The 23,629-nt window shown below is 63.2% G+C and carries 22 protein-coding genes and 2 riboswitches; of the genes, 15 read left to right on the top strand and 7 right to left on the bottom strand.

Annotated elements, in window-relative coordinates; translation table 11 throughout:
- Positions 1-45 precede the first annotated feature (45 nt).
- Entirely contained in the window at positions 46-630 is a 585-nt protein-coding gene (nfuA, locus tag Q8X51_RS23965; RefSeq protein ID WP_017136914.1) for a Fe-S biogenesis protein NfuA, read from the top strand.
- Between the two features lie 185 nt (positions 631-815).
- Here the strand turns inward: nfuA and cobM are convergent, their stop codons facing one another.
- From cobM to Q8X51_RS23985, 4 genes are all read right to left on the bottom strand, one after another.
- Positions 816-1,562: a precorrin-4 C(11)-methyltransferase gene (gene cobM, locus Q8X51_RS23970; protein ID WP_065927906.1), complete on the bottom strand. Its 747-nt coding sequence runs from the start codon at positions 1,560-1,562 to the stop codon at positions 816-818.
- Positions 1,563-1,632: 70 nt separating this feature from the next.
- Positions 1,633-2,025 (bottom strand): cobalamin biosynthesis protein, encoded by a 393-nt coding sequence (locus Q8X51_RS23975; RefSeq protein WP_323146798.1) that lies wholly within the window; start codon positions 2,023-2,025, stop codon positions 1,633-1,635.
- Positions 2,022-2,726, bottom strand: coding sequence for a CbtA family protein (locus Q8X51_RS23980; protein ID WP_065927904.1), 705 nt, complete (start codon positions 2,724-2,726; stop codon positions 2,022-2,024). The genes Q8X51_RS23975 and Q8X51_RS23980 overlap by 4 nt, the downstream gene beginning before the upstream one ends.
- Before the next feature lie 11 nt (positions 2,727-2,737).
- On the bottom strand, positions 2,738-2,926 hold the full coding sequence (locus Q8X51_RS23985) for a CbtB domain-containing protein (RefSeq protein ID WP_027606475.1): 189 nt from the start codon (positions 2,924-2,926) through the stop codon (positions 2,738-2,740).
- Positions 2,927-3,023: 97 nt separating this feature from the next.
- Positions 3,024-3,228, bottom strand: a riboswitch (cobalamin riboswitch).
- Between the two features lie 42 nt (positions 3,229-3,270).
- Positions 3,271-3,470: riboswitch (cobalamin riboswitch) on the top strand.
- Positions 3,471-3,563: 93 nt separating this feature from the next.
- Between Q8X51_RS23985 and cobW the strand changes: the two genes are divergently transcribed.
- The 4 genes from cobW (at position 3,564) to Q8X51_RS24005 (ending at position 10,170) form a co-directional block, all read left to right on the top strand.
- Positions 3,564-4,625, top strand: coding sequence for a cobalamin biosynthesis protein CobW (gene cobW / locus Q8X51_RS23990; RefSeq protein WP_065927903.1), 1,062 nt, complete (start codon positions 3,564-3,566; stop codon positions 4,623-4,625).
- Positions 4,626-4,628: 3 nt separating this feature from the next.
- Positions 4,629-8,390 (top strand): cobaltochelatase subunit CobN, encoded by a 3,762-nt coding sequence (gene cobN, locus Q8X51_RS23995; protein ID WP_407694582.1) that lies wholly within the window; start codon positions 4,629-4,631, stop codon positions 8,388-8,390.
- Between the two features lie 125 nt (positions 8,391-8,515).
- Positions 8,516-9,514 carry an ATP-binding protein gene (locus tag Q8X51_RS24000; RefSeq protein ID WP_065947748.1) on the top strand — a complete coding sequence of 333 codons (999 nt, stop codon included), beginning with the start codon at positions 8,516-8,518 and terminating at the stop codon, positions 9,512-9,514.
- 53 nt (positions 9,515-9,567) lie between these two features.
- Entirely contained in the window at positions 9,568-10,170 is a 603-nt protein-coding gene (locus Q8X51_RS24005; protein ID WP_137212488.1) for a vWA domain-containing protein, read from the top strand.
- Positions 10,171-10,234: 64 nt separating this feature from the next.
- On the opposite strand, the gene Q8X51_RS24010 is transcribed toward Q8X51_RS24005, so the two are convergent.
- On the bottom strand, positions 10,235-11,182 hold the full coding sequence (locus Q8X51_RS24010) for a DUF1853 family protein (protein WP_137212420.1): 948 nt from the start codon (positions 11,180-11,182) through the stop codon (positions 10,235-10,237).
- A gap of 146 nt (positions 11,183-11,328) precedes the next feature.
- Here Q8X51_RS24010 and Q8X51_RS24015 point away from each other — a divergent pair, with 146 nt between their 5' ends.
- From Q8X51_RS24015 to Q8X51_RS24060, 10 genes are all read left to right on the top strand, one after another.
- Positions 11,329-12,219 (top strand): NAD(+) kinase, encoded by an 891-nt coding sequence (locus Q8X51_RS24015; RefSeq protein ID WP_003190745.1) that lies wholly within the window; start codon positions 11,329-11,331, stop codon positions 12,217-12,219.
- Positions 12,216-13,190 (top strand): metallophosphoesterase, encoded by a 975-nt coding sequence (locus Q8X51_RS24020; RefSeq protein ID WP_407694596.1) that lies wholly within the window; start codon positions 12,216-12,218, stop codon positions 13,188-13,190. Before Q8X51_RS24015 ends, Q8X51_RS24020 begins: the two co-directional genes overlap by 4 nt.
- Entirely contained in the window at positions 13,187-14,056 is an 870-nt protein-coding gene (locus Q8X51_RS24025) for a rhomboid family intramembrane serine protease (RefSeq protein ID WP_065948665.1), read from the top strand. The genes Q8X51_RS24020 and Q8X51_RS24025 overlap by 4 nt, the downstream gene beginning before the upstream one ends.
- 14 nt (positions 14,057-14,070) lie before the next feature.
- Entirely contained in the window at positions 14,071-14,331 is a 261-nt protein-coding gene (locus Q8X51_RS24030; RefSeq protein WP_065927897.1) for a YeaC family protein, read from the top strand.
- Positions 14,328-15,158, top strand: a complete 831-nt coding sequence (locus tag Q8X51_RS24035; protein ID WP_027606464.1) for a DUF2797 domain-containing protein — start codon at positions 14,328-14,330, stop codon at positions 15,156-15,158. Before Q8X51_RS24030 ends, Q8X51_RS24035 begins: the two co-directional genes overlap by 4 nt.
- Before the next feature lie 13 nt (positions 15,159-15,171).
- Positions 15,172-17,829 carry an aminopeptidase N gene (pepN, locus tag Q8X51_RS24040; RefSeq protein WP_137212422.1) on the top strand — a complete coding sequence of 886 codons (2,658 nt, stop codon included), beginning with the start codon at positions 15,172-15,174 and terminating at the stop codon, positions 17,827-17,829.
- Between the two features lie 147 nt (positions 17,830-17,976).
- Complete coding sequence (locus tag Q8X51_RS24045) at positions 17,977-18,693, top strand: helix-turn-helix transcriptional regulator (protein WP_065927895.1); 717 nt, start codon at positions 17,977-17,979, stop codon at positions 18,691-18,693.
- A 51-nt stretch (positions 18,694-18,744) separates the two neighbouring features.
- Positions 18,745-19,080, top strand: a complete 336-nt coding sequence (locus Q8X51_RS24050) for a nuclear transport factor 2 family protein (protein WP_065927894.1) — start codon at positions 18,745-18,747, stop codon at positions 19,078-19,080.
- Positions 19,081-19,095: 15 nt separating this feature from the next.
- Positions 19,096-20,199, top strand: a complete 1,104-nt coding sequence (zapE, locus tag Q8X51_RS24055) for a cell division protein ZapE (protein ID WP_407694583.1) — start codon at positions 19,096-19,098, stop codon at positions 20,197-20,199.
- Positions 20,200-20,372: 173 nt separating this feature from the next.
- Entirely contained in the window at positions 20,373-20,864 is a 492-nt protein-coding gene (locus Q8X51_RS24060) for a GNAT family N-acetyltransferase (RefSeq protein WP_027606459.1), read from the top strand.
- Between the two features lie 102 nt (positions 20,865-20,966).
- Here the strand turns inward: Q8X51_RS24060 and Q8X51_RS24065 are convergent, their stop codons facing one another.
- Together Q8X51_RS24065 and Q8X51_RS24070 are read right to left on the bottom strand one after the other, a co-directional pair.
- A complete protein-coding gene (locus Q8X51_RS24065; RefSeq protein ID WP_065927892.1) occupies positions 20,967-21,176 on the bottom strand; it encodes a hypothetical protein in 210 nt (69 codons plus the stop codon).
- A 144-nt stretch (positions 21,177-21,320) separates the two neighbouring features.
- Positions 21,321-23,546 carry a TonB-dependent siderophore receptor gene (locus Q8X51_RS24070; RefSeq protein WP_407694584.1) on the bottom strand — a complete coding sequence of 742 codons (2,226 nt, stop codon included), beginning with the start codon at positions 23,544-23,546 and terminating at the stop codon, positions 21,321-21,323.
- Positions 23,547-23,629: the final 83 nt, after the last annotated feature.

The following is a 23,629-nucleotide window of genomic DNA, read 5'->3' on the forward strand; positions in this document are numbered from 1 at the left end:
GTAATATTTTGGCGTAAACTGCCGGCAAGCCTGTGAGGAGTTTCCATGACTGCCATAACCATTACCGACGCCGCCCACGATTACCTGGCTGACCTGCTGTCCAAGCAGAACACCCCGGGTATCGGCATCCGCGTCTTTATCACCCAGCCTGGCACCCAGTACGCCGAGACGTGCATCGCCTACTGCAAGCCCGGTGAAGAGAAACCTGAAGACACCGCCCTGGGGCTGAAAAGCTTCACCGCGTATATCGACAACTTCAGCGAAGCCTTCCTGGACGATGCCGTGGTCGACTACGCCACCGACCGCATGGGCGGCCAATTGACCATCAAGGCGCCCAACGCCAAGGTGCCGAACGTCAACGCCGACAGCCCGGTCAACGAGCGCATCAACTACTATCTGCAAACCGAGATCAACCCTGGGCTCGCGAGCCACGGTGGTCAGGTCAGCCTGATCGACGTCGTCGAAGACGGCATTGCCGTATTGAAGTTCGGCGGCGGCTGCCAGGGCTGCGGCCAGGCAGACGTGACCCTGCGCGAGGGCATCGAGCGGACCTTGCTCGAGCGTATTCCGGAGCTCAAGGGCGTCCGTGACGTGACAGACCACACGCAGAAAGAAAACGCCTACTACTGAGTAAGGTGTTCACTGCGAACAAAAAACGGCGCCCGTGAGCGTCGTTTTTTATTATTAAAATTCAAACAGTTATGCCATCTATCTAACAAGTAGGATTAAGTGTGGGAGGGGGCAAGCCCCCTCCAAAATTTTTTGTATTTAGCCATTTAAATCAATGGATTGCTTTGATTTTTTGAAGTAAATCATCAAGGTCGATAAAGGTGCGCATGCCCTGCCCGATACAACGACGATTCACTGAAACTATCACTCGCCAGTACCCGACCTACCACAATCAACGCCGTACGCCGAAAGCCCTTGGCGGCGACTTTGTCGGCAATATCGCTGAGCGTGCCGACGGCCCAATCCTGATCCGGCCATGTCGCCCGGTGTACCACGGCAATCGGGCAGTCTGCTCCGTAGTGCGGCAGCAGTTCGGCGACGATCTTCTCCAAATGGTTGACCCCCAGATGAATCGCCATGGTGGTGCCATGCCGGGCCAGGCTGTCGAAGTCCTCTCCGGCCGGCATGCGGGTTTTATCGGCGTAGCGGGTCAGGATCACGCTTTGGGCGATGTCCGGCAAGGTCAGTTCGGTCTCCAGCAACGCTGCGCAGGCGGCCACTGCGGTGACGCCGGGAATGATCTGGAAGGGGATGCCCAACTCGCGCAGGTAACGGATCTGCTCGCCAATCGCGCCATACAGGCTCGGGTCGCCGGAGTGCACGCGGGCCACATCCTGGTCGTTGGCGTGGGCGGTCTTGATCAGTTCGATGATCTGTTCCAGGTGCAGTTCGGCGCTGTTGACCACCTGTTGCGCCTGATGACCCTCCAGCACCGCCGCCGGCACCAGCGAGCCGGCATAGATGATCACCGGGCAACTGCGGATCAAGCGTTGGCCTTTGACGGTGATCAATTCCGGATCGCCGGGGCCGGCGCCGATGAAGTAGACGGTCATGGAGGATTCCTGTGGAAAAACGGGCGAGCATGAAGATTGCTCATGATCGGGATGGGCGATTATCGGGATTTTAGCCGGCGCCGGCCAATGCAAAGGTGGCCTGGGCGTTTTTCTGGCGGGTGATCAGCAAACGGGCAGGGCCGCCGCAGAGCTGTTCGGCCAGGGCCAGGGCGGCACTTTCGGCGATGCCGTAACAGCCGGTATGGGCGAAGGCGACCGTGGACCTGTGACTCAGCCTGGCTTCATAAGCCGCCAGTTGCCCGGCGCTGAAACACTGCAACGGCAGGTTGAGCAACCGGGCCAGGGCGAGTAATCCGGGCTCATCCTGCCTGCGGTCAATACTGGCCAGCGCGCTGACACGCTGACGCTCGATCCCGCCTGCGGCGAGGGCGCTGTCGAACAGCGCCAGCAGGGTGTCGACATCACAACCCCGCTGGCAACCCAGGCCGACCACCAGGGTCATGCCGAGTATTGATCGTCGCGGTTGCGGCGGAACAACCAGGCACTGATCAGGCCAAGGGCCAGCCAGAACGCCACGTTGGTCAACTGCGAAGCGATCTTGAACTGCGCTTCGAGGGCTTCCGGCGCCAGCATCGAATGGGTTTCCGGCTGCGGTGCACCGATCACATGCGGCACCACCAGGATCGCCACGCCCAGGACTTTCAGCAGCCAGTTGCGACCAAACACGATCAGCGCAATCCCGGCCGCCGTGGAGGCAGCGGTGCCGATCCACCAGATCTGCCGTTGCGCCAGGTCAGCGGCGGCAGTGCCCGGCAGCTCCGGTGGCAGGCCCAGGGTGGGCGCCAGCACAAAGGTCGCGTAACCGGCCAGGCCCCACAGCAAGCCTTGGGTCGTGCGGGTCGGTGCGCGCAGGGTGTAGAGGCCGGCCAGCATCAGGGCGAAGCCGACGGCCACCACCAGGTTGCCGCCGGTGGTCGACAGCACGCGCTGCCAGCCGTCTTCCGGCTCCCAGGCTTCGGCGTCGTGGGTGTGTGCGGCGGCGCCAGCGGCGTGCTCATGGGCCACTTCAGTCGCGGCCGGGGCCTTTTCAAAGGTTTCCGCCTGCAGAATCAGCGGAGCGACCCAGAAGCTTTGCAGCAGGGTCAGCAGCAGGGCGGCCAGCAGGCCGGTGAACCCTGCGGTTTGCGCAATACGCTTGATCATGTCGGCAGGCCTCAGTGGCACGGGAACGCGGCGCTGTGGCGGGTATCGTGGGCAGCGTTGTGCACCGCCTCGATGTGCGAGAAACCGGCGAAGTACACCAGGCACGCGCCGAGGATCGACGCACCGATGGCGGCGGTCAGGCGTTGGCTGAGGGTGGCGGAGCTGCTGGCGGTGTGCGAGGTGCTGCTGATGATCGACATGGCGCGTCCCTTTCAGGTGTCAAGGTGACACGAACGCATGCAAACTCCGCGAGCCAGGCACGCAGGGTTTTAACAGCGCCCGCCCACCGCGGGTTTGTTATTCGATGTTATTCGGGCCGGTCTCCGGGCTTGCGAGGGACACTGGGTCTATAAAGCGTCGCCTTCCCATGCCGTACAGGCACAGTGGATCTGACGCTTCACTCGCTTACCGTTGCGGGGGCAGCACCGGACTCGTCATGACGCCATGACTCACCGGTTTCCCGTTTCACCCTGTGAAGGGCACCCGAAACAAGATGTGTAGGAGAGCATGGGCCGGGGACGGTAGTCAAATGCGTCGAGCCCCTGTAGCCTTGCACCCTCGAGGTTCTTCGGCCCAGGCCGAAGCTAAGAAGGGAACGCGGTCCAAGCCGCGGCTGCCCCCGCAACTGTGAAGGGTTTATCTGACTGCCACGCCACTGCCACTGCGGCGGGAAGGCGCAGTCGGCGCCGGTCGCAAGACCCGCAAGCCCCAAGCCAGGAGACCTGCCTCGCCACCGATTTTCCAATTCAACCGGGCGGGGTGATCCGGTGACGAAATCCGCTTCTGCGCGCCGCCGCAGTGCCTATCGTCCCGTATGCCCGCCCCAAAGGGCATCCGATGAAAACACTGGCCAAACTCCCCGTCACCATCGTTACCGGCTTCCTTGGCTCGGGCAAGACCACCTTGCTGCGCCATATGCTCGACAACGCCCAGGGCCGTCGCATTGCGGTAATCGTCAACGAGTTCGGCGAGTTGGGCATCGACGGTGAGATCCTCAAGCAGTGCTCCATCGGCTGCACCGAAGAAGAGGCCAACGGCCGTGTGTACGAGCTGGCCAACGGCTGCCTGTGCTGCACCGTGCAGGAGGAGTTCTTCCCGGTGATGCGCGAACTGGTCGCCCGTCGTGGCGACCTCGACCATATCCTTATCGAAACCTCGGGCCTGGCCCTGCCAAAACCCTTGGTGCAGGCCTTCCAGTGGCCGGAAATCCGCAGCGCCTGCACGGTTGATGCGGTCATCACCGTGGTCGACAGCCCGGCCGTGGCCGCCGGCACGTTCGCCGCGTTCCCGGATCAGGTCGATGCCCAGCGCAAACTCGACCCGAACCTGGACCACGAATCGCCGCTGCACGAGCTGTTTGCCGACCAACTGGCCAGCGCCGACCTGGTGATCCTCAACAAATCCGACCTGATCAGCGCCGAAGACCTGGCCCGTGTGCGCCTGGAAGTCGCCGAAGAGCTGCCGCCGGCGGTGAAGATCATCGAAGCCAGCAGCGGTCGCCTGCCGTTGGACGTATTGATCGGCCTGGGCGCGGGTTCCGAAGAACATATCGACGCTCGCCATAGCCACCACGATCATCACCACGAAGGTGAAGACGAGCATGATCACGACGCCTTCGATTCCATCTCCATCGACCTGCCCCAAGCCGACGAAGCGCTGCTGCTCGACGCCCTGAACCAGTTGGTGGTTCAGCACGGTATCCTGCGGGTCAAAGGCTTCGCCGCCATCCCGAACAAGCCGATGCGCCTGCTGATCCAGGGTGTGGGTACGCGTTTCGACAAGCACTTCGACCGTGCCTGGGGCGCCGACGAAGCGCGCATCACACGGCTGGTGCTGATCGGCCAGGCGCTGGACGCGGCGGGCCTCGAAGTGCAACTGCGCGCTGCCCTCAGCGTTTAACCCATGCACCTGCTCAGGACTCAGCCCGGTGGTTTCGTCGCGGACGACAATATTGCCGACCTTGGCCAAACCCCCGCCGAACTGGTGATCCTGTGCAGCGGCGATTCCAGCCTGGCGCTGCTGGCCGAAGCGGCCCAGCAGTTGCCCGAGGATTACCCCAGCCTGCGCCTGGCCAACCCGATGCAGGTGCAGAACCACGCTTCGGTCGATTTGTATGTCGACGAGGTGCTGCGCCACGCCAAGGTCATCCTGATTTCCCTGCACGGCGGCATCGGTTATTGGCGCTACGGCATCGAGCGCCTGGTTGAGCTGGCCGAGCGCGGCGTTACGCTGATCCTGGTGCCGGGGGATGACCGCCCGGACCCGGAACTCAGCGGCCTGAGCACGGTGAGTGCCGAACAGCGCGACCGCCTGTGGCACTTCCTGCGCCAGGGCGGGCTCGCTAACGCGCTGGATTTTTTCCGCTGCCTGGCCAGCGGCTACTTGGACCGCGATTACCCGTGGGCCGAGCCGCAGACCTTGCCGCGCACCGCGATCTATCACCCGCACAAAGCCAACCCTCGCCTCAATGACTGGCAGACCGATTGGCACGCGGATTGGCCCGTGGCGGCGGTGCTGTTCTACCGCTCGCACCTGCAGGCGGCCAATACCGGTTTTATCGATGTGTTCTGCCAGCGCTTGCAGGCGGCGGGCCTTAACCCGTTGCCGATGGCGGTGGCCAGTTTGAAAGAACCCGGCTGCCTGGCGGTGGTCGAGGACCTGCTGGATGAGGTCGGCGCGGCGGTGATCCTGAACACCACCGGTTTTGCCCAATCCAGCCCCGAAGCCCCGCATCTGCGTCCGTTTCGTCGCAATATCCCGGTGATCCAGGCGATCTGCGCCCAGGATAACCAGCCGGGCTGGCAGGCCAGCGAGCAAGGTCTTGGCCCGCGCGACTTGGCGATGCACATTGCCTTGCCGGAGCTGGACGGGCGCATTATCAGCCGTCCGATCAGCTTCAAGGATCTGGCCTGGCGCAGCGAGCGCAGCCAGTCGGACGTGGTGTGCTACCGCGCAGCGCCCGAACGCATGGATTTCGTCGCCGAGCTGGCGCGCCGTTGGGTCGAGCTGGCACGGGTACCGAATGAGGATAAACGCATCGCCCTGATCCTTGCCAACTACCCGACCCGCGACGGCCGTATCGGCAATGGTGTGGGCCTGGACACCCCGGCCGCCGCGCTGAATATCCTGCGTGCCCTGCAGGCCGAAGGCTATCCGGTGCCGGATCAACTGCCTGAGAGCGGCACTGCACTGATCCATGACCTGCTCGGCGGCGTCACCAACGACCTCGACAGCCTCGACCTGCGCCCCTGTCATCAAAGCCTCGGCCTGGACGACTACGAGGCGATGTTCAAGCGTTTGCCTGAATCCAACCGCCAGGCGGTGCTGGAGCGATGGGGCGCGCCGCACAACGATCCAATGTTCCGTGACGGCCGCCTGATGATCGCCGGCCTGCGCCTGGGCCAGACCTTCGTCGGTATCCAGCCGGCCCGGGGTTACCAGGTGGATGCCAGCGCGGTGTACCACGACCCGGACCTGGTGCCGCCCCATGGCTACCTGGCGTTCTACTTCTGGTTGCGCCACACCTACGGCGCCCATGGCGTGATCCATGTGGGCAAGCACGGCAACCTCGAATGGCTGCCGGGCAAGGGCGTGGGGCTCTCGGAAAACTGCTGGCCGGATGCGCTGCTGGGACCGCTGCCGAACATCTACCCGTTTATCGTCAACGACCCGGGCGAGGGCGCCCAGGCCAAGCGGCGCACCCAGGCGGTGATCATCGACCACCTGATGCCGCCGCTGACCCGCGCCGAAACCTACGGGCCGCTGCGGGACCTTGAGCTGTTGGCGGACGAATACTACGAAGCCCAACTGCTCGACCCACGCCGGGCCCGCGAGCTGCAAAAAGACATCCTCAAGCTGGTGCGCGAAACCCGCATCGACCAGGAGCTTGAGCTGGATGGCGACGCCGATGCCGCTATCTGGCTGCCGCGCCTCGACACCTACCTGTGCGACTTGAAGGAGTCGCAGATCCGCGACGGCCTGCACATCTTTGGCGAATCCCCCGTGGGCCGCTTGCGCATCGACACCTTGCTGGCCTTGCTGCGCATCCCGCGTGGAGACGGCCGTGGCCCGCAATCGAGCCTGCTGCGCGTGTTGGCCAAGGCGTTCGCGCTGGGTTTTGACCCGCTGGACTGTGCCCTGGCCGAGCCCTGGACCGGGCGACGCCCGGCAGTGTTGCAGAAGATCGATGGGCAGCAGTGGCGCACCGCCGGGGATACCCGCGAGCGCTTGGAGTTGTATGCGGCGCGAATGATCGAGCAGGCGTTGGAAGGGCCGCTGGAACAGCTGGAAGAGCCCGGCTGGGAAGAGGTGAAGGCGGTGATCGAAAGCCTGCGCATCGTCGTGGCGCCACGCCTGGATGCCTGCGGCCCGGCGGAAATGCACGGCTTGCTGGAGGCCCTCGGCGGGCGCTTTGTTCCGGCCGGCCCAAGCGGTGCGCCGAGCCGGGGGCGCCTGGATGTGCTGCCGACCGGGCGCAATTTCTTCACCGTCGATGTGCGTAACCTGCCGACGACCACCGCGTGGCGCATCGGCTTCCAGTCCGCCAACCTGATACTTGAGCGGCACCTGCAGGACCACGGCGATCACCTGCGCCAGCTCGGCCTGTCGGTGTGGGGCACGGCCACCATGCGCACCGGTGGCGACGACATTGCCCAGGCCATGGCGCTGATGGGCGTGCGGCCGGTGTGGGCCACCGGCAGTCAACGGGTGGATGACTTTGAAATCCTGCCGATCAGCCTGCTGGACCGCCCGCGCGTGGACGTCACCTTGCGCGTGTCCGGGTTTTTCCGCGATGCCTTCGCCAACCTGATCCGCCTGTTCGACGCGGCGGTACAGGCGGTGGCGGCCCTGGATGAGCCGCACGACATGAACCCGCTGGCCGCCAAGGTGCGCAGTGAGCGCGCGGCGTTGCTGGCCTCCGGCCTGGATGCAGAGGCCGCAGCGAAACAGGCCGGCTGGCGTATCTTCGGGGCTAAGCCCGGTGCCTACGGCGCGGGCGTGCAGGGCGCCATTGACGGGCGCCTGTGGCAAAGCCGCGAGGACCTGGCTGAGGTCTACCTGAATTGGGGCGGCTACGCCTATGGCGGCTCCGACGAAGGCACCGCTGCTCGCGCACAGTTTGCCCAGCGCCTGAGCCAGGTGCAGGCGGTGTTGCAGAACCAGGATAACCGCGAGCACGACCTGCTCGACTCCAACGACTACTACCAATTCCAGGGCGGCATGCTCGCCGCCGTGGAAACCCTGAGCGGCGACAAGGCCGCCAGCTATCACGGCGACCATAGCCAGCCGGACCTGCCGAGGATTCGCACCTTGAAGGAAGAGCTGAACCGGGTGATCCGTTCCCGCGCCGCCAACCCCAAGTGGATCGACGGCGTGAAGCGCCATGGCTATAAAGGTGCGTTTGAAATGGCCGCGACCGTGGACAATCTGTTCGCCTTCGACGCCACCACGGCGCTGATCGACGATCATCAATATGCATTGCTCGCCGACGCCTACCTGCTGGACCCTGACACCCGGGCCTTTGTGCAGCAGCACAACCCCGCAGCGCTGCGTGATATGACCGAGCGCATGCTCGAAGCCCAGCAGCGCGGTTTGTGGCAGGAACCGGGGGCGTATCGCGAGGCGTTGGAAAACCTGTTGCTGGATATAGAAGAAGACAGCTAGAACGCGAGATGCGGCTTGTTGTGGCTGGCGGGCTTGTTGTGGTGAGCGGGGCAAGCCCGCTCACCACAAGTAGCTTGCTCATGACCGGGTGATTACTTGTACAGCAGAATTTAAAGAGAGAACGGATGACCGATATTCCCCATTTCCCGCTGTCCGCCGTGGTCGCTGCCGACGACCTGAAACTGGCGCTGTGCCTGACCGCCATCGACCCGAAGATCGGCGGCGTGCTGATCGAAGGCCCGCGTGGCATGGCCAAATCCACCCTGGCCCGTGGTCTGGCGGATCTGCTGGCCAGCGGCCAATTCGTCACCTTGCCGTTGGGCGCCACTGAAGAGCGCCTGGTGGGGACCCTGGACCTGGATGCCGCGCTGAGCGAAGGCCGCGCGCAGTTTTCCCCTGGGGTGCTGGCCAAGGCCGACGGCGGCGTGTTGTATGTGGATGAAGTCAACCTGCTGCCCGATCACCTGGTGGACCTGTTGCTCGACGTCGCCGCCAGCGGCACCAACCTGATCGAACGCGACGGCATTTCCCATCGCCATTCGGCGCGCTTTGTGCTGATCGGCACCATGAACCCGGAGGAGGGCGAGTTGCGCCCGCAGTTGCTGGATCGCTTCGGTTTTAACGTGGCGCTGAGCGGGCAGACGCTGCCGGCCGAGCGCGGGCAGATCATCCGGCGGCGCCTGGATTTCGACAGTGACCCCGCCGCGTTCTGCACCCAGTGGGCCGGGCAGCAGGCGGCGTTACGCGAGCGCTGCACCCAGGCGCGGGCGCGGCTGGACAGTATCGAGCTGGATGATCAGGCCCTGGCGCAGATCACCGAGCGTTGCTTTGCCGCCGGTGTCGACGGCTTGCGCGCCGACCTGGTCTGGCTGCGCGGCGCCCGGGCCCATGCGGCGTGGCGGGGCGCGGATACCATTGCCGAAGAAGACATCGAAGCGGTGGCGGAATTCGCCTTGCGCCACCGTCGCCAGGCGCAATCCCCACCGGCCAGTCCACCCAAGCCAGGGCAGGCGCCGACACCCTCGGACACCTCGCCCGGCCAAGGCCAATGGGGCGATATGCCCGCACCGGCCCTGCCTACTGGCACGCGCCGAGACGTGCCCACCTGGCCAAAAAAGCCCTAGGCATTCGCCCCCGACCTGACGCGGGGGCGGATGCCCGGCCCAAGGCGGGGCGACTGGACAACGGCAGGCAGGGCAAGGCACGCAGCGCACAGCTGGGTTCGATCAACTGGCCGGGCACCTTGCTCGGCGGCCGGCCGCACTCCCGTGGAGACCTGCGCTACCACCTGCGCAGCCGCTCGGCCCATGAGTTGTGGCTGGTGATCGTGGATGCGTCGGCGTCCACGCGGCGGCATCGTGCATTAACCGACGCCAAGGGCTTGCTCGCCCAGCTGTTTGACAATGCTTACCGGCAACGGGCGCGCATAGCGTTGTTGACCGCCAGCGGCCAGGCGCCGAAGTGGCAGGTACAGGGGTTGAAAGCTGCGAAAGGCCTGGCGGGCTGGCTGGATCAGTTGGGCGCGGGCGGTGGTACGCCGTTGCTGGCGGCGCTGACCGAGGCCGGGCATTGGCTGGTGGCGCGGCGCAAGCGTTATCCGGCCGAGCAGCAGCGTGTACTGGTGATTACGGATGGGCGGCTGAAGGACATTACCGGGTTGCCGTTACTGGCGTGTGCGGGGTTGCTGGTGGATATCGAGCGCGGGCCGATCAGGTTGGGGCGGGCCCAGGAGCTGGCGGTGGGGTTGCAGTTGGATTATCGGCATATCGATGAGTTGTAGTGGCGGTACCACAGCCATCGGGGGCTTGCCCCCGATGAGGCCCTCACATACACCACACACTCTATCAGCCAGCCCCCGGCACATTCGGCCAAAGATCCGCCACCAGGAACAAGCGCTCGGCTTCCTCCCAATCCGCGCCGTTCTGCACCATGCGCACCAGCAGCTGCGCAGGCGCCATCGGATCAAGGTCTGCCAGCCAGGCCTGCATCTGTTCTTCACTCCACACTTCATCCGCCGGGTAGTGCGCCGGCGCCAGCCACGCATGCCGGGGTAATGGTTGCCAGCGGCCTGGCGCACTGGCGCTGACAAAATCCCGCCAGTCCCGCTGATGCAACCAGCGCCCGCGCAGATGCTGCGGGTGTGCGCCTTGGGGCGGTTCGGCCAGCCCAGGCCAGGGATAGAGCAAATACCCGCCGAGCCACAGGTGCGCATCAAACTGCTGAATATCCAGGGCTGCCAACACCTCGCGGCTTTCTGCGCGCGCCGAGATCGGCAGTTGATGCTGGGCCAGGTGCGCCAGCTTGCGGTCCAGCCGATCGTGGCAGCCTGGGCCCAGCCATTGCGCGGTGTCCTGGCCGTTGCCGTCCTGCGGGCCCAGGTAGAGTTTGATCGCCAGTTCCAGGTGATGCACGCCATTGCGGTCGCGCAGCAGCATGTCCAGTTCGCCCAGTGTGTGCCCGGCGCGGCGGATCGGCAGGTTGGCGGCAAGCAACTCCACCCCCGGCGCATGCTGCACGGCGAACTGCCACAGGCGTTCGTAGTACAGGCCCAGGCGCCGGGTGCGTGACAGGCTCAACCAGTGCTGCAAGGCGCGGCTGTCCTGGTCGAGTGCGCGTAGCCAGTGTTCAAGACGGTCGGGCGCCTGCACCCAGTCGCTGCCCGCCAGCGGGTGGCGCTGTGGCCACGGTGTCTGCGCGAGCATCGGCGGGGCAAGCATCACCCACGCCAGGTCGCGCACCTCGGGGTGGCGCAGCTGGCGGGGCAGGTTGTGCAAATCCGGGAACACAGTCATGGTCCGAGCATAGCCTTTTAACCGTTGCGCAGGGGGCTGAGAACCGTTGTCATCAAGGCTTCACGGCGACAAAGGATTTTGCCTGAGCCGGCCTTTCGCCCATAATCGTTTCTTTTTTGCCCCACCCCCAATCCCGCAGGAGCCCCATGGAGCACTTTCGCAATATCGGCATTATCGGTCGCCTGGGCAGTACCCAGGTGTTGGACACCGTCCGCCGGCTGAAAAAATTCCTGCTGGAACGCCATCTGCATGTGATCCTCGAAGACACCATCGCCGAAATCCTCCCCGGCCACGGCCTGCAAACCTCCTCGCGCAAGATGCTCGGCGAAGTCTGCGACATGGTCATCGTGGTCGGCGGCGACGGCAGCCTGCTCGGCGCGGCCCGGGCCCTGGCGCGGCATAACGTGCCGGTGCTGGGGATCAACCGTGGCAGCCTGGGGTTTCTCACCGATATCCGCCCCGATGAGCTGGAAGTCGAAGTGGCCAAGGTGCTCGACGGCCATTACCTGGTGGAAAACCGCTTCCTGCTGCAGGCCGAAGTGCGCCGCCACGGCGAAGCCATCGGCCAGGGCGATGCGCTCAATGACGTGGTGCTGCACCCGGGCAAATCCACGCGGATGATCGAATTCGAGCTGTATATCGACGGCCAGTTCGTGTGCAGCCAGAAGGCCGACGGCCTGATCGTCGCCACCCCCACCGGCTCCACCGCCTACGCGCTGTCGGCCGGTGGCCCGATCATGCATCCCAAGCTCGATGCCATTGTGATCGTGCCGATGTACCCCCATATGTTGTCCAGCCGGCCGATTGTGGTCGATGGCAACAGTGAGCTGAAAATCGTGGTGTCCAAAGACATGCAGATCTACCCGCAAGTCTCCTGCGACGGGCAGAACCATTTCACCTGCGCCCCCGGTGACACCATCACCGTGAGCAAGAAGGCACAGAAGTTGCGCTTGATCCACCCGCTGGATCACAACTACTACGAAGTGTGCCGCACCAAGTTGGGCTGGGGCAGCCGCTTGGGGGGTGGAGGCGACTGATGCTCGATCCCGCGCGTAGCTACGACCTGATTGGTGACGTGCACGGTTGCGCTCATACCCTTGAGCACTTGCTCGACCAGATGGGTTACCACAAGCAGGGCGGCACCTGGCGCCATCCTTCGCGCATGGCGGTGTTCCTCGGCGATATCATCGACCGTGGCCCACGCATTCGCGAGGCGCTGCATATCGTCCACGACATGGCCGAGGCCGGCCAGGCGCTGTGCATCATGGGCAACCACGAGTTCAATGCCCTGGGTTGGGCCACACCGGCGCCGCCGGGCAGTGGCAGGCAGTTCGTGCGCGAGCACACCCCACGGCATGAGCGGCTGATCCACGAGACCCTGACCCAGTTCGAGCAGCACCCGGCCGACTGGCACGACTTCCTCGCCTGGTTCTACGACATGCCGCTGTTTGTCGATGCCGGGCGCTTCCGCGTGGTGCATGCGTGCTGGGACGACGGCTTTATCCAGCCGCTGCGCACGACGTTCCCGGATGGCTGCATCGACCGGCACTTCCTGCAGGCCGCCGCCGTGCCCGGCAGTTTTGCCTGCAACGCCTTCGACCGCCTGTTGCGCGGCACCGATATGCGCTTGCCGGACGGCCTGACGCTGACCGGTGGCGATGGCCTGACGCGCTCGTTCTTCCGCACCAAGTTCTGGGAGGACGACCCTAAGACCTACGGCGACATCGTATTCCAGCCCGACGCACTGCCGGAGCCGGTGGCGCGCACGCCATTGTCGCCCCATGAAAAGAATTCCCTGCTGCGCTACGGCGCCGACGAACCCTTGCTGTTCGTCGGCCATTACTGGCGCAGCGGCAAACCGGCGCCGATCCGCCCGAACCTGGCGTGCCTGGACTACAGCGCAGTGCTGTACGGCAAGCTGGTGGCGTACCGCCTGGACCAGGAAACCCGCCTGGATCCGCGTAAATTCGTATGGGTCGACGTTGAGCGACCCGAGGTGACTGTATGAGTACCGTGCCCGTATTGCGCTTGCCGTTGAGCGTCGACCTGGGCGGTTTCGTGAAACTGCTGCAACGCATGCAAGTGCCCCATCGCGTCAGCGAAGAAGCCGGCGAGCAGGTGCTGTGGGTGCCCGAGACCATCAGCGATGACGTGCGCGTGCTGTACCAGCGCTTTCCCGCCGGTGACCCGGACCAGCAACTGGATATTCCCGAACAGGCGCCGGTCACACGTCCGGGCTTTGTCCAGCAAGTGCGCCATAGCCCGGTAACGGCGCTGGTGCTGCTGGCAAGCATCATTGTCGGCGCCGTGACCTTGCTCGGTGAAAACCTGCAAGCCATGAGCTGGCTGACCTTCCTGCCGTTCCGGGTGATGGGCGAGTACATCCAGTTCACGCCGTTCGCCGACATGTTGGCTTCCGGCCAATGGTGGCGGCTGTTTACGCCGATGCTGATCCACTTCGGCATCCTGCACCTGGCCATGAACGGCATGTGGTACTGGGAGCTGGGCCGGCGTATCGAAGTGCGCCAGGGCAGCATCAACCTGCTGGGCCTGACCCTGTTGTTCAGCCTGGTCTCCAACTACGCGCAATATGCCTACGGTGGTCCCGGCCTGTTCGGTGGCTTGTCCGGCGTGTTGTATGGCCTGCTCGGGCATTGCTGGATCTTTCAACTGCTCTCGCCCAACCCGGCCTATCGCTTGCCCCGTGGGGTGCTGGTGATGATGCTGGTGTGGCTGGTGTTGTGCCTGTCGGGGCTGGTGTCGATGATCGGCTTCGGCGAAATCGCCAACGCTGCCCATGTCGGCGGCCTGGTTATCGGTTGCCTTACCGGTTTGCTCGGCGGTGTGTATAACCGTCGCAAATCCTCTCTTTGATAAGGAAGAGCCTTATGTCCTCTTTTGCTGAAATGATCGAAAACATCACCCCGGACATCTACGCGAGCCTCAAGCTCGCCGTGGAAATCGGCAAGTGGTCCGATGGCCGCAAGCTCAGTGCCGAGCAGCGCGAACTGTCCCTGCAGGCCATGATCGCCTGGGAGATCCAGAACCTGCCGGAAGAGCAGCGCACCGGCTACATGGGCCCGCAGGAATGCCAGTCGAAGTCGACCACCGTGCCGAACATCCTGTTCAAGTCGGATGCGATCCATTGATTGAAATTGGTCGCGGTGCAGTCAGCAAAATGTCGGCGCAACTCGGTGAGCCGACCGTTCAATACGCGTTTCGCCTGGGCGATACCGAGGTGCCGGTCAACCCCCTGATCGGCACCCATGTGCGCCTGGAATACCTCGGCGCCATTCATTGCAGCCATTGCGGTCGCAAGACCAAGACCAGCTTCAGCCAGGGCTATTGCTACCCGTGCATGACCAAGCTGGCCCAGTGTGACCTGTGCATCATGAGCCCCGAGCGTTGCCATTACGACGCCGGCACCTGCCGTGATCCAGGCTGGGGCGAGACTTTCTGCATGACCGACCACGTGGTGTACCTGGCCAATTCGTCGGGCATCAAGGTCGGCATCACCCGTGCCACCCAATTGCCGACGCGTTGGCTGGACCAGGGCGCCAGCCAGGCGCTGCCGATCATGCGCGTGGCGACGCGCCAGCAATCCGGGTTTGTCGAGGATGTATTGCGTAGCCAGGTGGCGGACAAGACCAACTGGCGTGCGTTGCTCAAGGGCGACGCGGTGGCGGTGGACCTCAAGCAGGTGCGCGACGAGTTGTTCGCCTCCTGCGCCGATGGCCTGCTGCAATTGCAGGAACGCTTCGGCCTGCAGGCCATCCAACCGGTAACCGACCTCGAACCGTTGGAAATCCGCTACCCGGTGGAGCAGTATCCAGCCAAGATCGTCAGCTTCAACCTGGACAAGAACCCGATTGCCGAAGGCACGCTGCTGGGGATCAAGGGCCAATACCTGATCTTCGACACCGGCGTGATCAATATTCGTAAGTACACGGCCTACCAGCTCGCCGTGCATCAGTAGAAGGATGCCACCCATGCGCACCGAACAACCGAAGATGATTTACCTGAAGGACTATCAGGCGCCGGACTACCTGATCGAAGAGACGCACCTGACCTTCGAGTTGTTCGAGGACCACAGCCTGGTCCACGCGCAGCTGGTGATGCGCCGTAACCCTGAGCGTGGCGCCGGCCTGCCGCCGCTGGTACTCGACGGCCAGCAGCTGGAGTTGCTGACCGTCAACCTCGGCGACCAGGAACTGAGCGAGGCTGACTACCAGCTGACGGACAGCCACCTGACCCTGCATCCGACCCGCGAAACCTTCACGGTCGACACCAGCGTGCGCATCCACCCGGAAACCAACACCGCCCTGGAAGGCCTGTACAAATCCGGCAGCATGTTCTGCACCCAGTGCGAGGCCGAGGGCTTCCGCAAGATAACCTATTACCTCGACCGCCCCGACGTGATGAGCACCTTCACCACCACGGTGATCGCCGAGCAACACCGCTACCCGGTGCTGCTCTCCAACGGCAACCCGATTGCCAGCGGTCCCGGCGAAGACGGCCGCCACTGGGCGACCTGGGAAGACCCGTTCAAGAAACCCGCCTACCTGTTCGCGCTGGTGGCCGGTGACCTGTGGTGTGTCGAAGACAGCTTTACCACCATGACCCAGCGTGAAGTGGCACTGCGCATCTACGTCGAGCCGGAAAATATCGACAAGTGCCAGCACGCCATGACCAGCCTGAAAAAATCCATGCGCTGGGACGAAGAAACCTACGGTCGCGAGTATGACCTCGACATCTTCATGATCGTGGCGGTCAACGATTTCAACATGGGCGCCATGGAGAACAAGGGCCTCAATATCTTCAACTCCAGCGCCGTGCTGGCGCGCGCCGAAACCGCCACCGACGCCGCGCACCAGCGGGTCGAGGCCATCGTTGCCCACGAATACTTCCACAACTGGTCGGGCAACCGCGTGACCTGCCGCGACTGGTTCCAGCTGTCGCTGAAGGAAGGCTTTACCGTGTTCCGTGATTCGGGCTTCTCCGCCGACATGAACTCCGCCACGGTCAAACGCATCCAGGACGTGGCCTACCTGCGTACCCACCAGTTCGCGGAAGATGCCGGCCCTATGGCCCATGCGGTGCGCCCGGACAGCTTTATCGAGATCTCCAACTTCTACACCTTGACCGTGTACGAAAAAGGCTCGGAAGTGGTCGGCATGATCCATACCTTGCTCGGCGCCGAAGGCTTCCGTAAAGGCAGCGACCTGTACTTCGAACGCCATGACGGCCAGGCCGTGACCTGCGACGACTTTATCAAGGCCATGGAAGACGCCAACGGTGCCGACCTCAGCCAGTTCAAGCGCTGGTACAGCCAGGCCGGTACGCCACGCCTGGCGGTGAGCGAGTCCTACGACGCTGCGGCCAAGACCTACAGCCTGACCTTCCGCCAGAGCTGCCCGGAAACCCCGGACAAGGTCGAGAAACTGCCGTTCGTGATCCCGGTCGAACTGGGCCTGCTGGACGGGCAGGGCGCGGGCATGGCCTTGCGCCTGGCCGGTGAAGCCACGGCCGGCGCCACGTCCCGTGTGATCTCGGTGACCGAAGCCGAGCAAACCTTCACCTTCGTCGACATCGCCGAACAGCCGTTGCCGTCGCTGCTGCGTGGTTTCTCGGCACCGGTGAAACTGAGCTTCCCGTATAACCGCGACCAACTGATGTTCCTGATGCAGCATGACAGCGACGGCTTCAACCGCTGGGATGCGGGCCAGCAGCTGTCGGTGCAGGTGTTGCAGGAACTGATCGGCCAGCATCAGCAGGGCCAGGCGTTGCAGATGGACCAGCGCCTGATCACGGCCTTGCGCAGTGTGTTGAGCGACGAAAGCCTGGACCAGGCCATGGTTGCGGAAATGCTGTCGTTGCCGGGCGAAGCCTACCTGACGGAAATCAGCGACGTCGCGGACGTGGATGCCATCCACGCCGCGCGTGAGTTTGCGCGCAGGCAACTGGCTGACAACCTGCATGAGCCGCTGTGGTTGCGTTACCAGGCCAACCGCGAACTGTCCAAGCAGACGCCTTATGTGGCGGCGGCCGAGCACTTCGCCCGGCGTGCCTTGCAGAACATCGCGCTGTCGTACCTGATGCTCAGCGGCAAGCCCGAAGTGCTGGCGGCGACCCTTGAGCAGTTCGACACCAGCGACAACATGACCGAGCGCCTGACCGCGCTGGCGGTGCTGGTGAACTCGCCGTTCGAAGCGGAGAAGGCCCAGGCGCTGGCGGTATTTGCCGAGAACTTCAAGGACAACCCTTTGGTCATGGACCAGTGGTTCAGCGTGCAGGCCGGCAGCCCGTTGCCGGGCGGGCTGGAGCGGGTCAAGGCGTTGATGGAGCACCCGGCGTTCACGCTCAAGAACCCGAACAAGGTGCGTGCACTGATCGGCGCGTTTGCCGGGCAGAACTTGATCAACTTCCACGCCGCCGACGGTTCGGGCTACCGCTTCCTGGCGGACCTGGTGATCCAGTTGAATGCGTTCAACCCGCAGATCGCTTCGCGCCAGTTGGCGCCGCTGACCCGCTGGCGTAAATACGACAGCGCGCGCCAGGCGTTGATGAAGGCGGAGCTGGAGCGCATTCGTGGGTCGGGTGAGTTGTCCAGCGACGTGTTCGAGGTGGTGAGCAAGAGTCTTGCTTAAATAAATCGCTTCGGTAAAAAAAACGGCCTGTTCAGGCCGTTTTTTTTGCCTCGGAGCTTCGTTCAAGGAGCGCTTTTTTGCTGCTGACGTTTCCTGGCAGAAGGCTCTGCTAAGCTGCGGCACTTTTCCTTATTCGGTGGGATCAACGTGTCGCGTACCACTCGTTTACTGACGTTGTTGCAGGCCCTGCGAGGCAAGAAACGCCCGGTGACCGCCGCCGTGCTGGCGGCGCAATTGGAAGTGTCCGAGCGTACGCTGTACCGCGACATTGCCGAGTTGACCGCCCTGGGCGCGCCGATTTTCGGCGAGGCCGGGGTAGGGTATGTGCTGCGCAGCGGCCTGTTTTTGCCCCCCTTGATGCTCAACGCCGAAGAAACCGAAGCGATCGTGCTGGGCTTGCGTTATGTGGACCAGCGCGGCGATGACGTGCTCAGCCGTGCCGCCGCCAACGCCTTGGCGAAAATCGCTGATGTGCTCGACCCGGCGGCGCAGGAAGCCTTGCGCAACCCGACGTTGCTGCCCGGCCCGCCAGGGTTTGGCTACCCGGAAAACCGCGTGCCGCTGGATGTATTTCGCGAAGCGATTCGGCATCAGGACAAGTTGCATATCGACTACGCGGATGCCAGCCAGACCCAGAGTCAACGCCTGATCTGGCCCCTGGCCCTGGGGTTTCTCAATGAGGTGCGGGTGATCGTGGCCTGGTGTGAGCTGCGCGGCGCGTATCGCACTTTTCGCACCGACCGCGTGGCGAGTGCCGAGGTCGTCGGCGAACGTTATCCGGGGCGGCGCAGCGACTGGCTGCGGGCCTGGCGCAAGCTGATGGAGCAGAATGAATCCGGGCCGTTCACTCCTGACAAAAACTGACACACCCCTGGCTTAGCATGCTGCTACAACCACCTGAAAAGGAGCTTTGCCATGTCCCAGCCTGAATTGGCCCCCGCCATCGCCGCCTATATCGCGGCGACCAATACCCGCGACACCTCGGTCATTGCCCAGTGTTTTGCCGACGATGCCAATGTGTTCGATGAAGGCCAGCACCAGGTGGGCACCGCCGCCATTGCACGCTGGATGGAAGACACCGGGCGCCGCTACCAGCCGCGTGTCGAGGTGCTCAAGGTGCAGCACCGTACCGGCAAGGTGCTGGTCAGCAATGTGGTCTCCGGTAATTTTCCCGGCAGTCCGCTGGAGTTGCGCTACACCTTTCGCCTGGACGCGCAGGGCAAGATTTCACGGCTGGACATCTCCCTGTAGGTCATAATCGCGGGCATGACTTTCGACTCGCCCCTCGCTGCTTACCAACACGCCATTACCCAACAGGGTTTCGTTGCCGACGACGCCCAGCGCCGGGCGGTGGATGCCCTGCAAGCCTGCCATGCAGCCCTGCATCAGGGCCGTTCGCCCGTGACTGGCGTTTACCTGTGGGGGCCGGTGGGCCGCGGCAAGACCTGGTTGATGGATCAGTTCTACCAAAGCCTGCGGGTGCCCGCACGGCGTCAGCATTTTCATCACTTCATGGGCTGGGTGCATCAGCGTCTGTTCCAGCTCACCGGCACCCATGACCCGTTGCAGGCCCTGGCGCGGGAGCTGAGCCGGGAGGTGCGGGTGTTGTGTTTCGACGAGCTGTTCGTCAGTGACATCGGTGACGCGATCATCCTCGGCCGGCTGTTCCAGGTCATGTTCGAGGAAGGTGTGGTGATGGTCTGCACCTCCAATCAACCACCGGCCCAGCTGTATGCCGATGGCTTCAATCGGGAGCGCTTCCTGCCGGGCATTGCGGCGATTGAGCGGCATATGCACGTGGTGGCGGTCGACGGTGGCGAGGATCATCGCTTGCATCCAGGTGTGGGCCGGCAGCGCTATTGGGTGAACCAGCCCGATGCGCTGGCGAACGTGTTCGCACAATTGGCCGAAGGCCAGACGGTGAGTCGTGGTCCGGTCACCGTCGGCCATCGTTCTATCGTGTGCGTGCAGGCCAGTGACAGCGTGCTGTGGTGCCGCTATGCCGACCTCTGCGAACAACCCCTGGCGGCAATGGATTTCATCCTGCTGTGCGACCGCTTCAAGGCGATCCTGCTGGGGGAGGTGTCCAACCTGAGTGCGCAACAGCGCCCAGGCCGGATTGCCCGCGGCACCGAGGATGGGGTCGAGCGCGTGGTGGCCGGTGATCGCGAGTTGCCGCAGTTGTCGGTGCACGACGACAGTGTGCGTCGCTTCATCGCCCTGGTGGACGAGTGCTACGACCGCAAGGTGCCGTTGTTCATCGACGCCCAGGTGCCGCTGGAGCGCCTGTATACCAACGGTTACCTGGCGTTTCCTTTCCGTCGCACCTTGAGCCGCTTGCAAGAAATGCAGCTGCAGCGCTTCAGCTGAGACCTGTACGAAAAAAGCCCTGAATGGACACTTTGGGGTTTTTTAATGCCAAAGCCTTCGCGCTTTCGGGCGCACATTTGTAGTTAATCTCCTTCATCTGGTGCTGACTCCACGCTTACAATCGTGCCCCTCAAAGGGAACCGGTTCCCTTGTAGTCGTGATCGAGGACGGAAATGGACACCCCAGATATCCTGGTGCTGCAAGCCAGCTACACCAATCCTGTACATGCCGAAGCCATTGCCAAGGTGCTTAACCATTACGCAGAAGACCCCATGGGCGGCGGCCATAGCCTGCCCGCTGATCTACTGGAGCAGCTGCCGGCCGAGTTGGCCAAGCGCCCCCATGCGTTCAGTGTGCTGGCGTTTGTTGGCGGTGAGCCGGCGGGGCTGGTGAATTGCTTTGAAGGGTTTTCCACCTTTGCCTGCCGCCCCTTGGTCAACGTGCACGACGTGGTGGTGATGAATGAGTTTCGCGGCTTGGGGCTGAGCCAGAAAATGCTGCTGAAGGTCGAGGACATCGCCCGCCAGCGTGGTTGCTGCAAGATCACCCTGGAGGTGCTGGAAGGTAATGCCGTCGCCCAGTCGGCGTATCGCAAGTTTGGTTTTGATGATGCGAAGTTTGATCCCGCCCATGGGCGCATGTTGTTCTGGAACAAGCCGCTTTAATAAATAACCGGCGAAAAAAAGGGCGCCAGCGGAGGGCGCCCAATAAACCTTTGCCAACGGAGCGGTATGGCCCAGGGTGTTGCGGATTAACTAACGATTAAATTAACTCTTGGGTTGTTCCTGTTCGGTCGTGTTGGTGTTCGGTGTCTTGCCGTCGGCGGACGCCGTTTGTTCAACCGTACCGTGAAGCGTCTGCTGCGTGAAGGTGAAGTTGTTGTAGAACTCCTTCGAGCGCTCCGAGCCGCCTTCGGCAAACGCGGCGGCGGAGCCCAGGGTCATCAGGCTGGCAAGCATCAAGGTCGAGAGTTTCATCTGTGTTTACTCATTAAGTGTGATCGGTTATCTGCTCTGTCCTTGATCAGAATCGTGGGGCGATTCTGGTGCGGTCTTATTAAGTGGGAATTAACGCGAGAAACATCCGAAGTTAACAATATCGTTAACTTCGGATGGTCGGCTTTAAAGCTTCCAGTCAACGGCCAGCGTAATGGCGCGTGGGTCGCCCCAATACACGCCGTTATAAAAGCCAACGCGCTCGTAATACTTTTTATCGAATAGGTTGTTGACGTTAAGCGATGCTGAGACGTGCTCGTCGAATTGATAGCGGGACATCAGGTTGACCACCGTGTATGCCTGTTGTGTGATCTTCGCCCGTTCGGTCACCGGTGTGTTGCCGACGCGTACCCCTGTAGGTCGATTGCTCCAATCGTAAATGTCGCTCTGCCAGTTCACCGCACCGCCGACCGTGAGGTTGCGCCACGCCCCCGGCAACCGGTAGGCGCTGGAGACTTTCAGCAGGTTCAGCGGCTGCCCGGTGTTGTTGCGTTTACCCGAGCCGTTGACCGAATGGGTGTAGGTGTAGCCGGCCGTCAGGTTCCAATCGGGCATGATTTCCCCGGCAGCTTCCAATTCGAAGCCGTTGACCTTGTTACCTTTGCCGCCGGACTTGTAGTACTCCTCGCCGGTGATGGGGTTTGGTGGCACCGAATCGTCCCGCTCGGCGACGTTGTCCTGGGTGCTCCAGAAATACGCCGCCGCCAGGTTCAGGCGCTCCTCCAGCACGCTGCCCTTGAGGCCCACCTCGTAGTTGCTGCCGACCACGGGCTCCAGGTACTTCTTGTTGGCATCGCGCAGGCTCTGGGGTTTGAAAATGTCGGTATAGCTCGCGTAGACGGTGTACTCCGGCGTCAGGTCGTAGAGCAGGCCGGCGTAGGGCGTCCACATATCATTGTGGGTCTGGGAGGTCTTGTTGGTGGCCGTCAGTTGGTCGTTGGCGTTGTATTCGGGGGCCGCGCTTTTCAGTTCCCAACTGCCATAGCGGCTGCCCAGCACTGCATGCAAGCGGTCGGTGAGGCTCAGTCGCGTGGCCAGATAGCCAGCCTTCTGTTGCTTGCTGCTGTGCTCGCCCTTGAGGTCGGTGACGGTGTCGCCGAACTTGGCGATCCCGCCCATGTATTTCCAGTCTTCGATGGTGTAATAGCCGGCGGGTAGGTTGCTGCGCATCACGGGGGAGACGTCCCGCTGCGTGGCCTCGCCATAGCCCATCATCAGTGCATGTTCGCGGCCCAGCAGTGCATAGCTGCCGGCGAGATTGAGGTCGACGGCCTCCATTTTCGATGTGCCGCGCATGTGGCTGGCCCAGGCGGTCATGCCGCTGCGGTCATCGTTGGGGAACCCCGCACCACCGTAGTACACCTTGCCATCCGTATCGCTCTGGCGATGGGTGTAGGCGGCCTTCACGTGCCAGTCGCCGCCCAGCCGATGGTCGAGCGTCGCGAAGGTGGTCTTGTCCGTCAGCGGCCAGGAACTCCAGTGCGCCGCCATATTGGTGGAGCGCGACAGCCCGGCCTTGCCGCCCTCGCTGTTCCAGTACGGCACGGTGCCCCATGAGGTGCCCTGGACCTGCTTGTTCTGGTAATCGAAACCTACGGCCAGCACGGTATCGTCGGAAAGATCGCCTTCCAGGATGCCGTAGCCGACCGCCCGCTGCAGGCCATAGTTGTCGCGGAACGATTGGCTGTCACGGTAGGCCAGCACCGTACGCCCGCGCAGCTTGCCGTCGAACGCCAGCGGGCCGCCCACGTCCACGTAGCTGTAATAGTTGTCATGGCTGCCGGCGCTGACGCCGGTTTTCGCCTGCCATTGGGCCGTCGGGCGCTTGCGCACCATATTGATGGTGGCCGAGGGGTCGCCGGCGCCGGTGGTCAAGCCCGTGGCACCGCGTACCACCTCGATGTGGTCGTAGATAATGGTATCGGCGTCGGACTTCATGTAGCCGAAGGTATTGAGCATCCCGTCAATCTGGAAGTTGGTGATGCCGTAGCCGCGGGAGGAATAGGACACGCGGTCGGAGTCGTTATGCTGGACGTTGATCCCGGTGGTCTGGCGCAGCACGTCGGTCAACGTGTTGAGATTGAAATCATCCATCTGCTGGCGAGTGATCACCGAGATCGATTGTGGGGTTTCCTTGACCGACAGGTTCAGGCGGGTGGCGGTGCTCATCGAGCCGGTGGTGTAGGCGCCTGTGTGTTCGGTGGTGGCGCCCAGGCCTTCGGCGGAGATGTTGGTCGCGCCGAGTTCGAGCGGGGTGTGTTCAGGGTCGGTTTCAGCCAGCAGGGCCGGGCTTAGGGCGGCGCCGCACAGGCCGAGCGTGAGGGTCATGGAGCGGGTAAAAGGCGCGAACATCGCGGAAGACTCCTTGTCGTCTTTGCGGCCACCCCGGAAAGGGAAGGCCTTGGCTCAAAGACGAAAGGAGCGGTGGAACTTTA

The organism is Pseudomonas sp. Yb2C2, from assembly GCF_052112325.1.
In the GTDB taxonomy this organism is placed as follows: domain Bacteria; phylum Pseudomonadota; class Gammaproteobacteria; order Pseudomonadales; family Pseudomonadaceae; genus Aquipseudomonas; species Aquipseudomonas marginalis.

Bases quoted from the DNA above. Each gene is read 5' to 3' on its own strand.
- nfuA (WP_017136914.1), top strand. From the start codon at position 46: ATGACTGCCATAACCATTACCGACGCCGCCCACGATTACCTGGCTGAC.
- cobM (WP_065927906.1), bottom strand. From the start codon at position 1,562: ATGACCGTCTACTTCATCGGCGCCGGCCCCGGCGATCCGGAATTGATC.
- Q8X51_RS23975 (WP_323146798.1), bottom strand. From the start codon at position 2,025: ATGACCCTGGTGGTCGGCCTGGGTTGCCAGCGGGGTTGTGATGTCGAC.
- Q8X51_RS23980 (WP_065927904.1), bottom strand. From the start codon at position 2,726: ATGATCAAGCGTATTGCGCAAACCGCAGGGTTCACCGGCCTGCTGGCC.
- Q8X51_RS23985 (WP_027606475.1), bottom strand. From the start codon at position 2,926: ATGTCGATCATCAGCAGCACCTCGCACACCGCCAGCAGCTCCGCCACC.
- cobW (WP_065927903.1), top strand. From the start codon at position 3,564: ATGAAAACACTGGCCAAACTCCCCGTCACCATCGTTACCGGCTTCCTT.
- cobN (WP_407694582.1), top strand. From the start codon at position 4,629: ATGCACCTGCTCAGGACTCAGCCCGGTGGTTTCGTCGCGGACGACAAT.
- Q8X51_RS24000 (WP_065947748.1), top strand. From the start codon at position 8,516: ATGACCGATATTCCCCATTTCCCGCTGTCCGCCGTGGTCGCTGCCGAC.
- Q8X51_RS24010 (WP_137212420.1), bottom strand. From the start codon at position 11,182: ATGACTGTGTTCCCGGATTTGCACAACCTGCCCCGCCAGCTGCGCCAC.
- Q8X51_RS24015 (WP_003190745.1), top strand. From the start codon at position 11,329: ATGGAGCACTTTCGCAATATCGGCATTATCGGTCGCCTGGGCAGTACC.
- Q8X51_RS24025 (WP_065948665.1), top strand. From the start codon at position 13,187: ATGAGTACCGTGCCCGTATTGCGCTTGCCGTTGAGCGTCGACCTGGGC.
- Q8X51_RS24030 (WP_065927897.1), top strand. From the start codon at position 14,071: ATGTCCTCTTTTGCTGAAATGATCGAAAACATCACCCCGGACATCTAC.
- pepN (WP_137212422.1), top strand. From the start codon at position 15,172: ATGCGCACCGAACAACCGAAGATGATTTACCTGAAGGACTATCAGGCG.
- Q8X51_RS24050 (WP_065927894.1), top strand. From the start codon at position 18,745: ATGTCCCAGCCTGAATTGGCCCCCGCCATCGCCGCCTATATCGCGGCG.
- zapE (WP_407694583.1), top strand. From the start codon at position 19,096: ATGACTTTCGACTCGCCCCTCGCTGCTTACCAACACGCCATTACCCAA.
- Q8X51_RS24060 (WP_027606459.1), top strand. From the start codon at position 20,373: ATGGACACCCCAGATATCCTGGTGCTGCAAGCCAGCTACACCAATCCT.
- Q8X51_RS24065 (WP_065927892.1), bottom strand. From the start codon at position 21,176: ATGAAACTCTCGACCTTGATGCTTGCCAGCCTGATGACCCTGGGCTCC.
- Q8X51_RS24070 (WP_407694584.1), bottom strand. From the start codon at position 23,546: ATGTTCGCGCCTTTTACCCGCTCCATGACCCTCACGCTCGGCCTGTGC.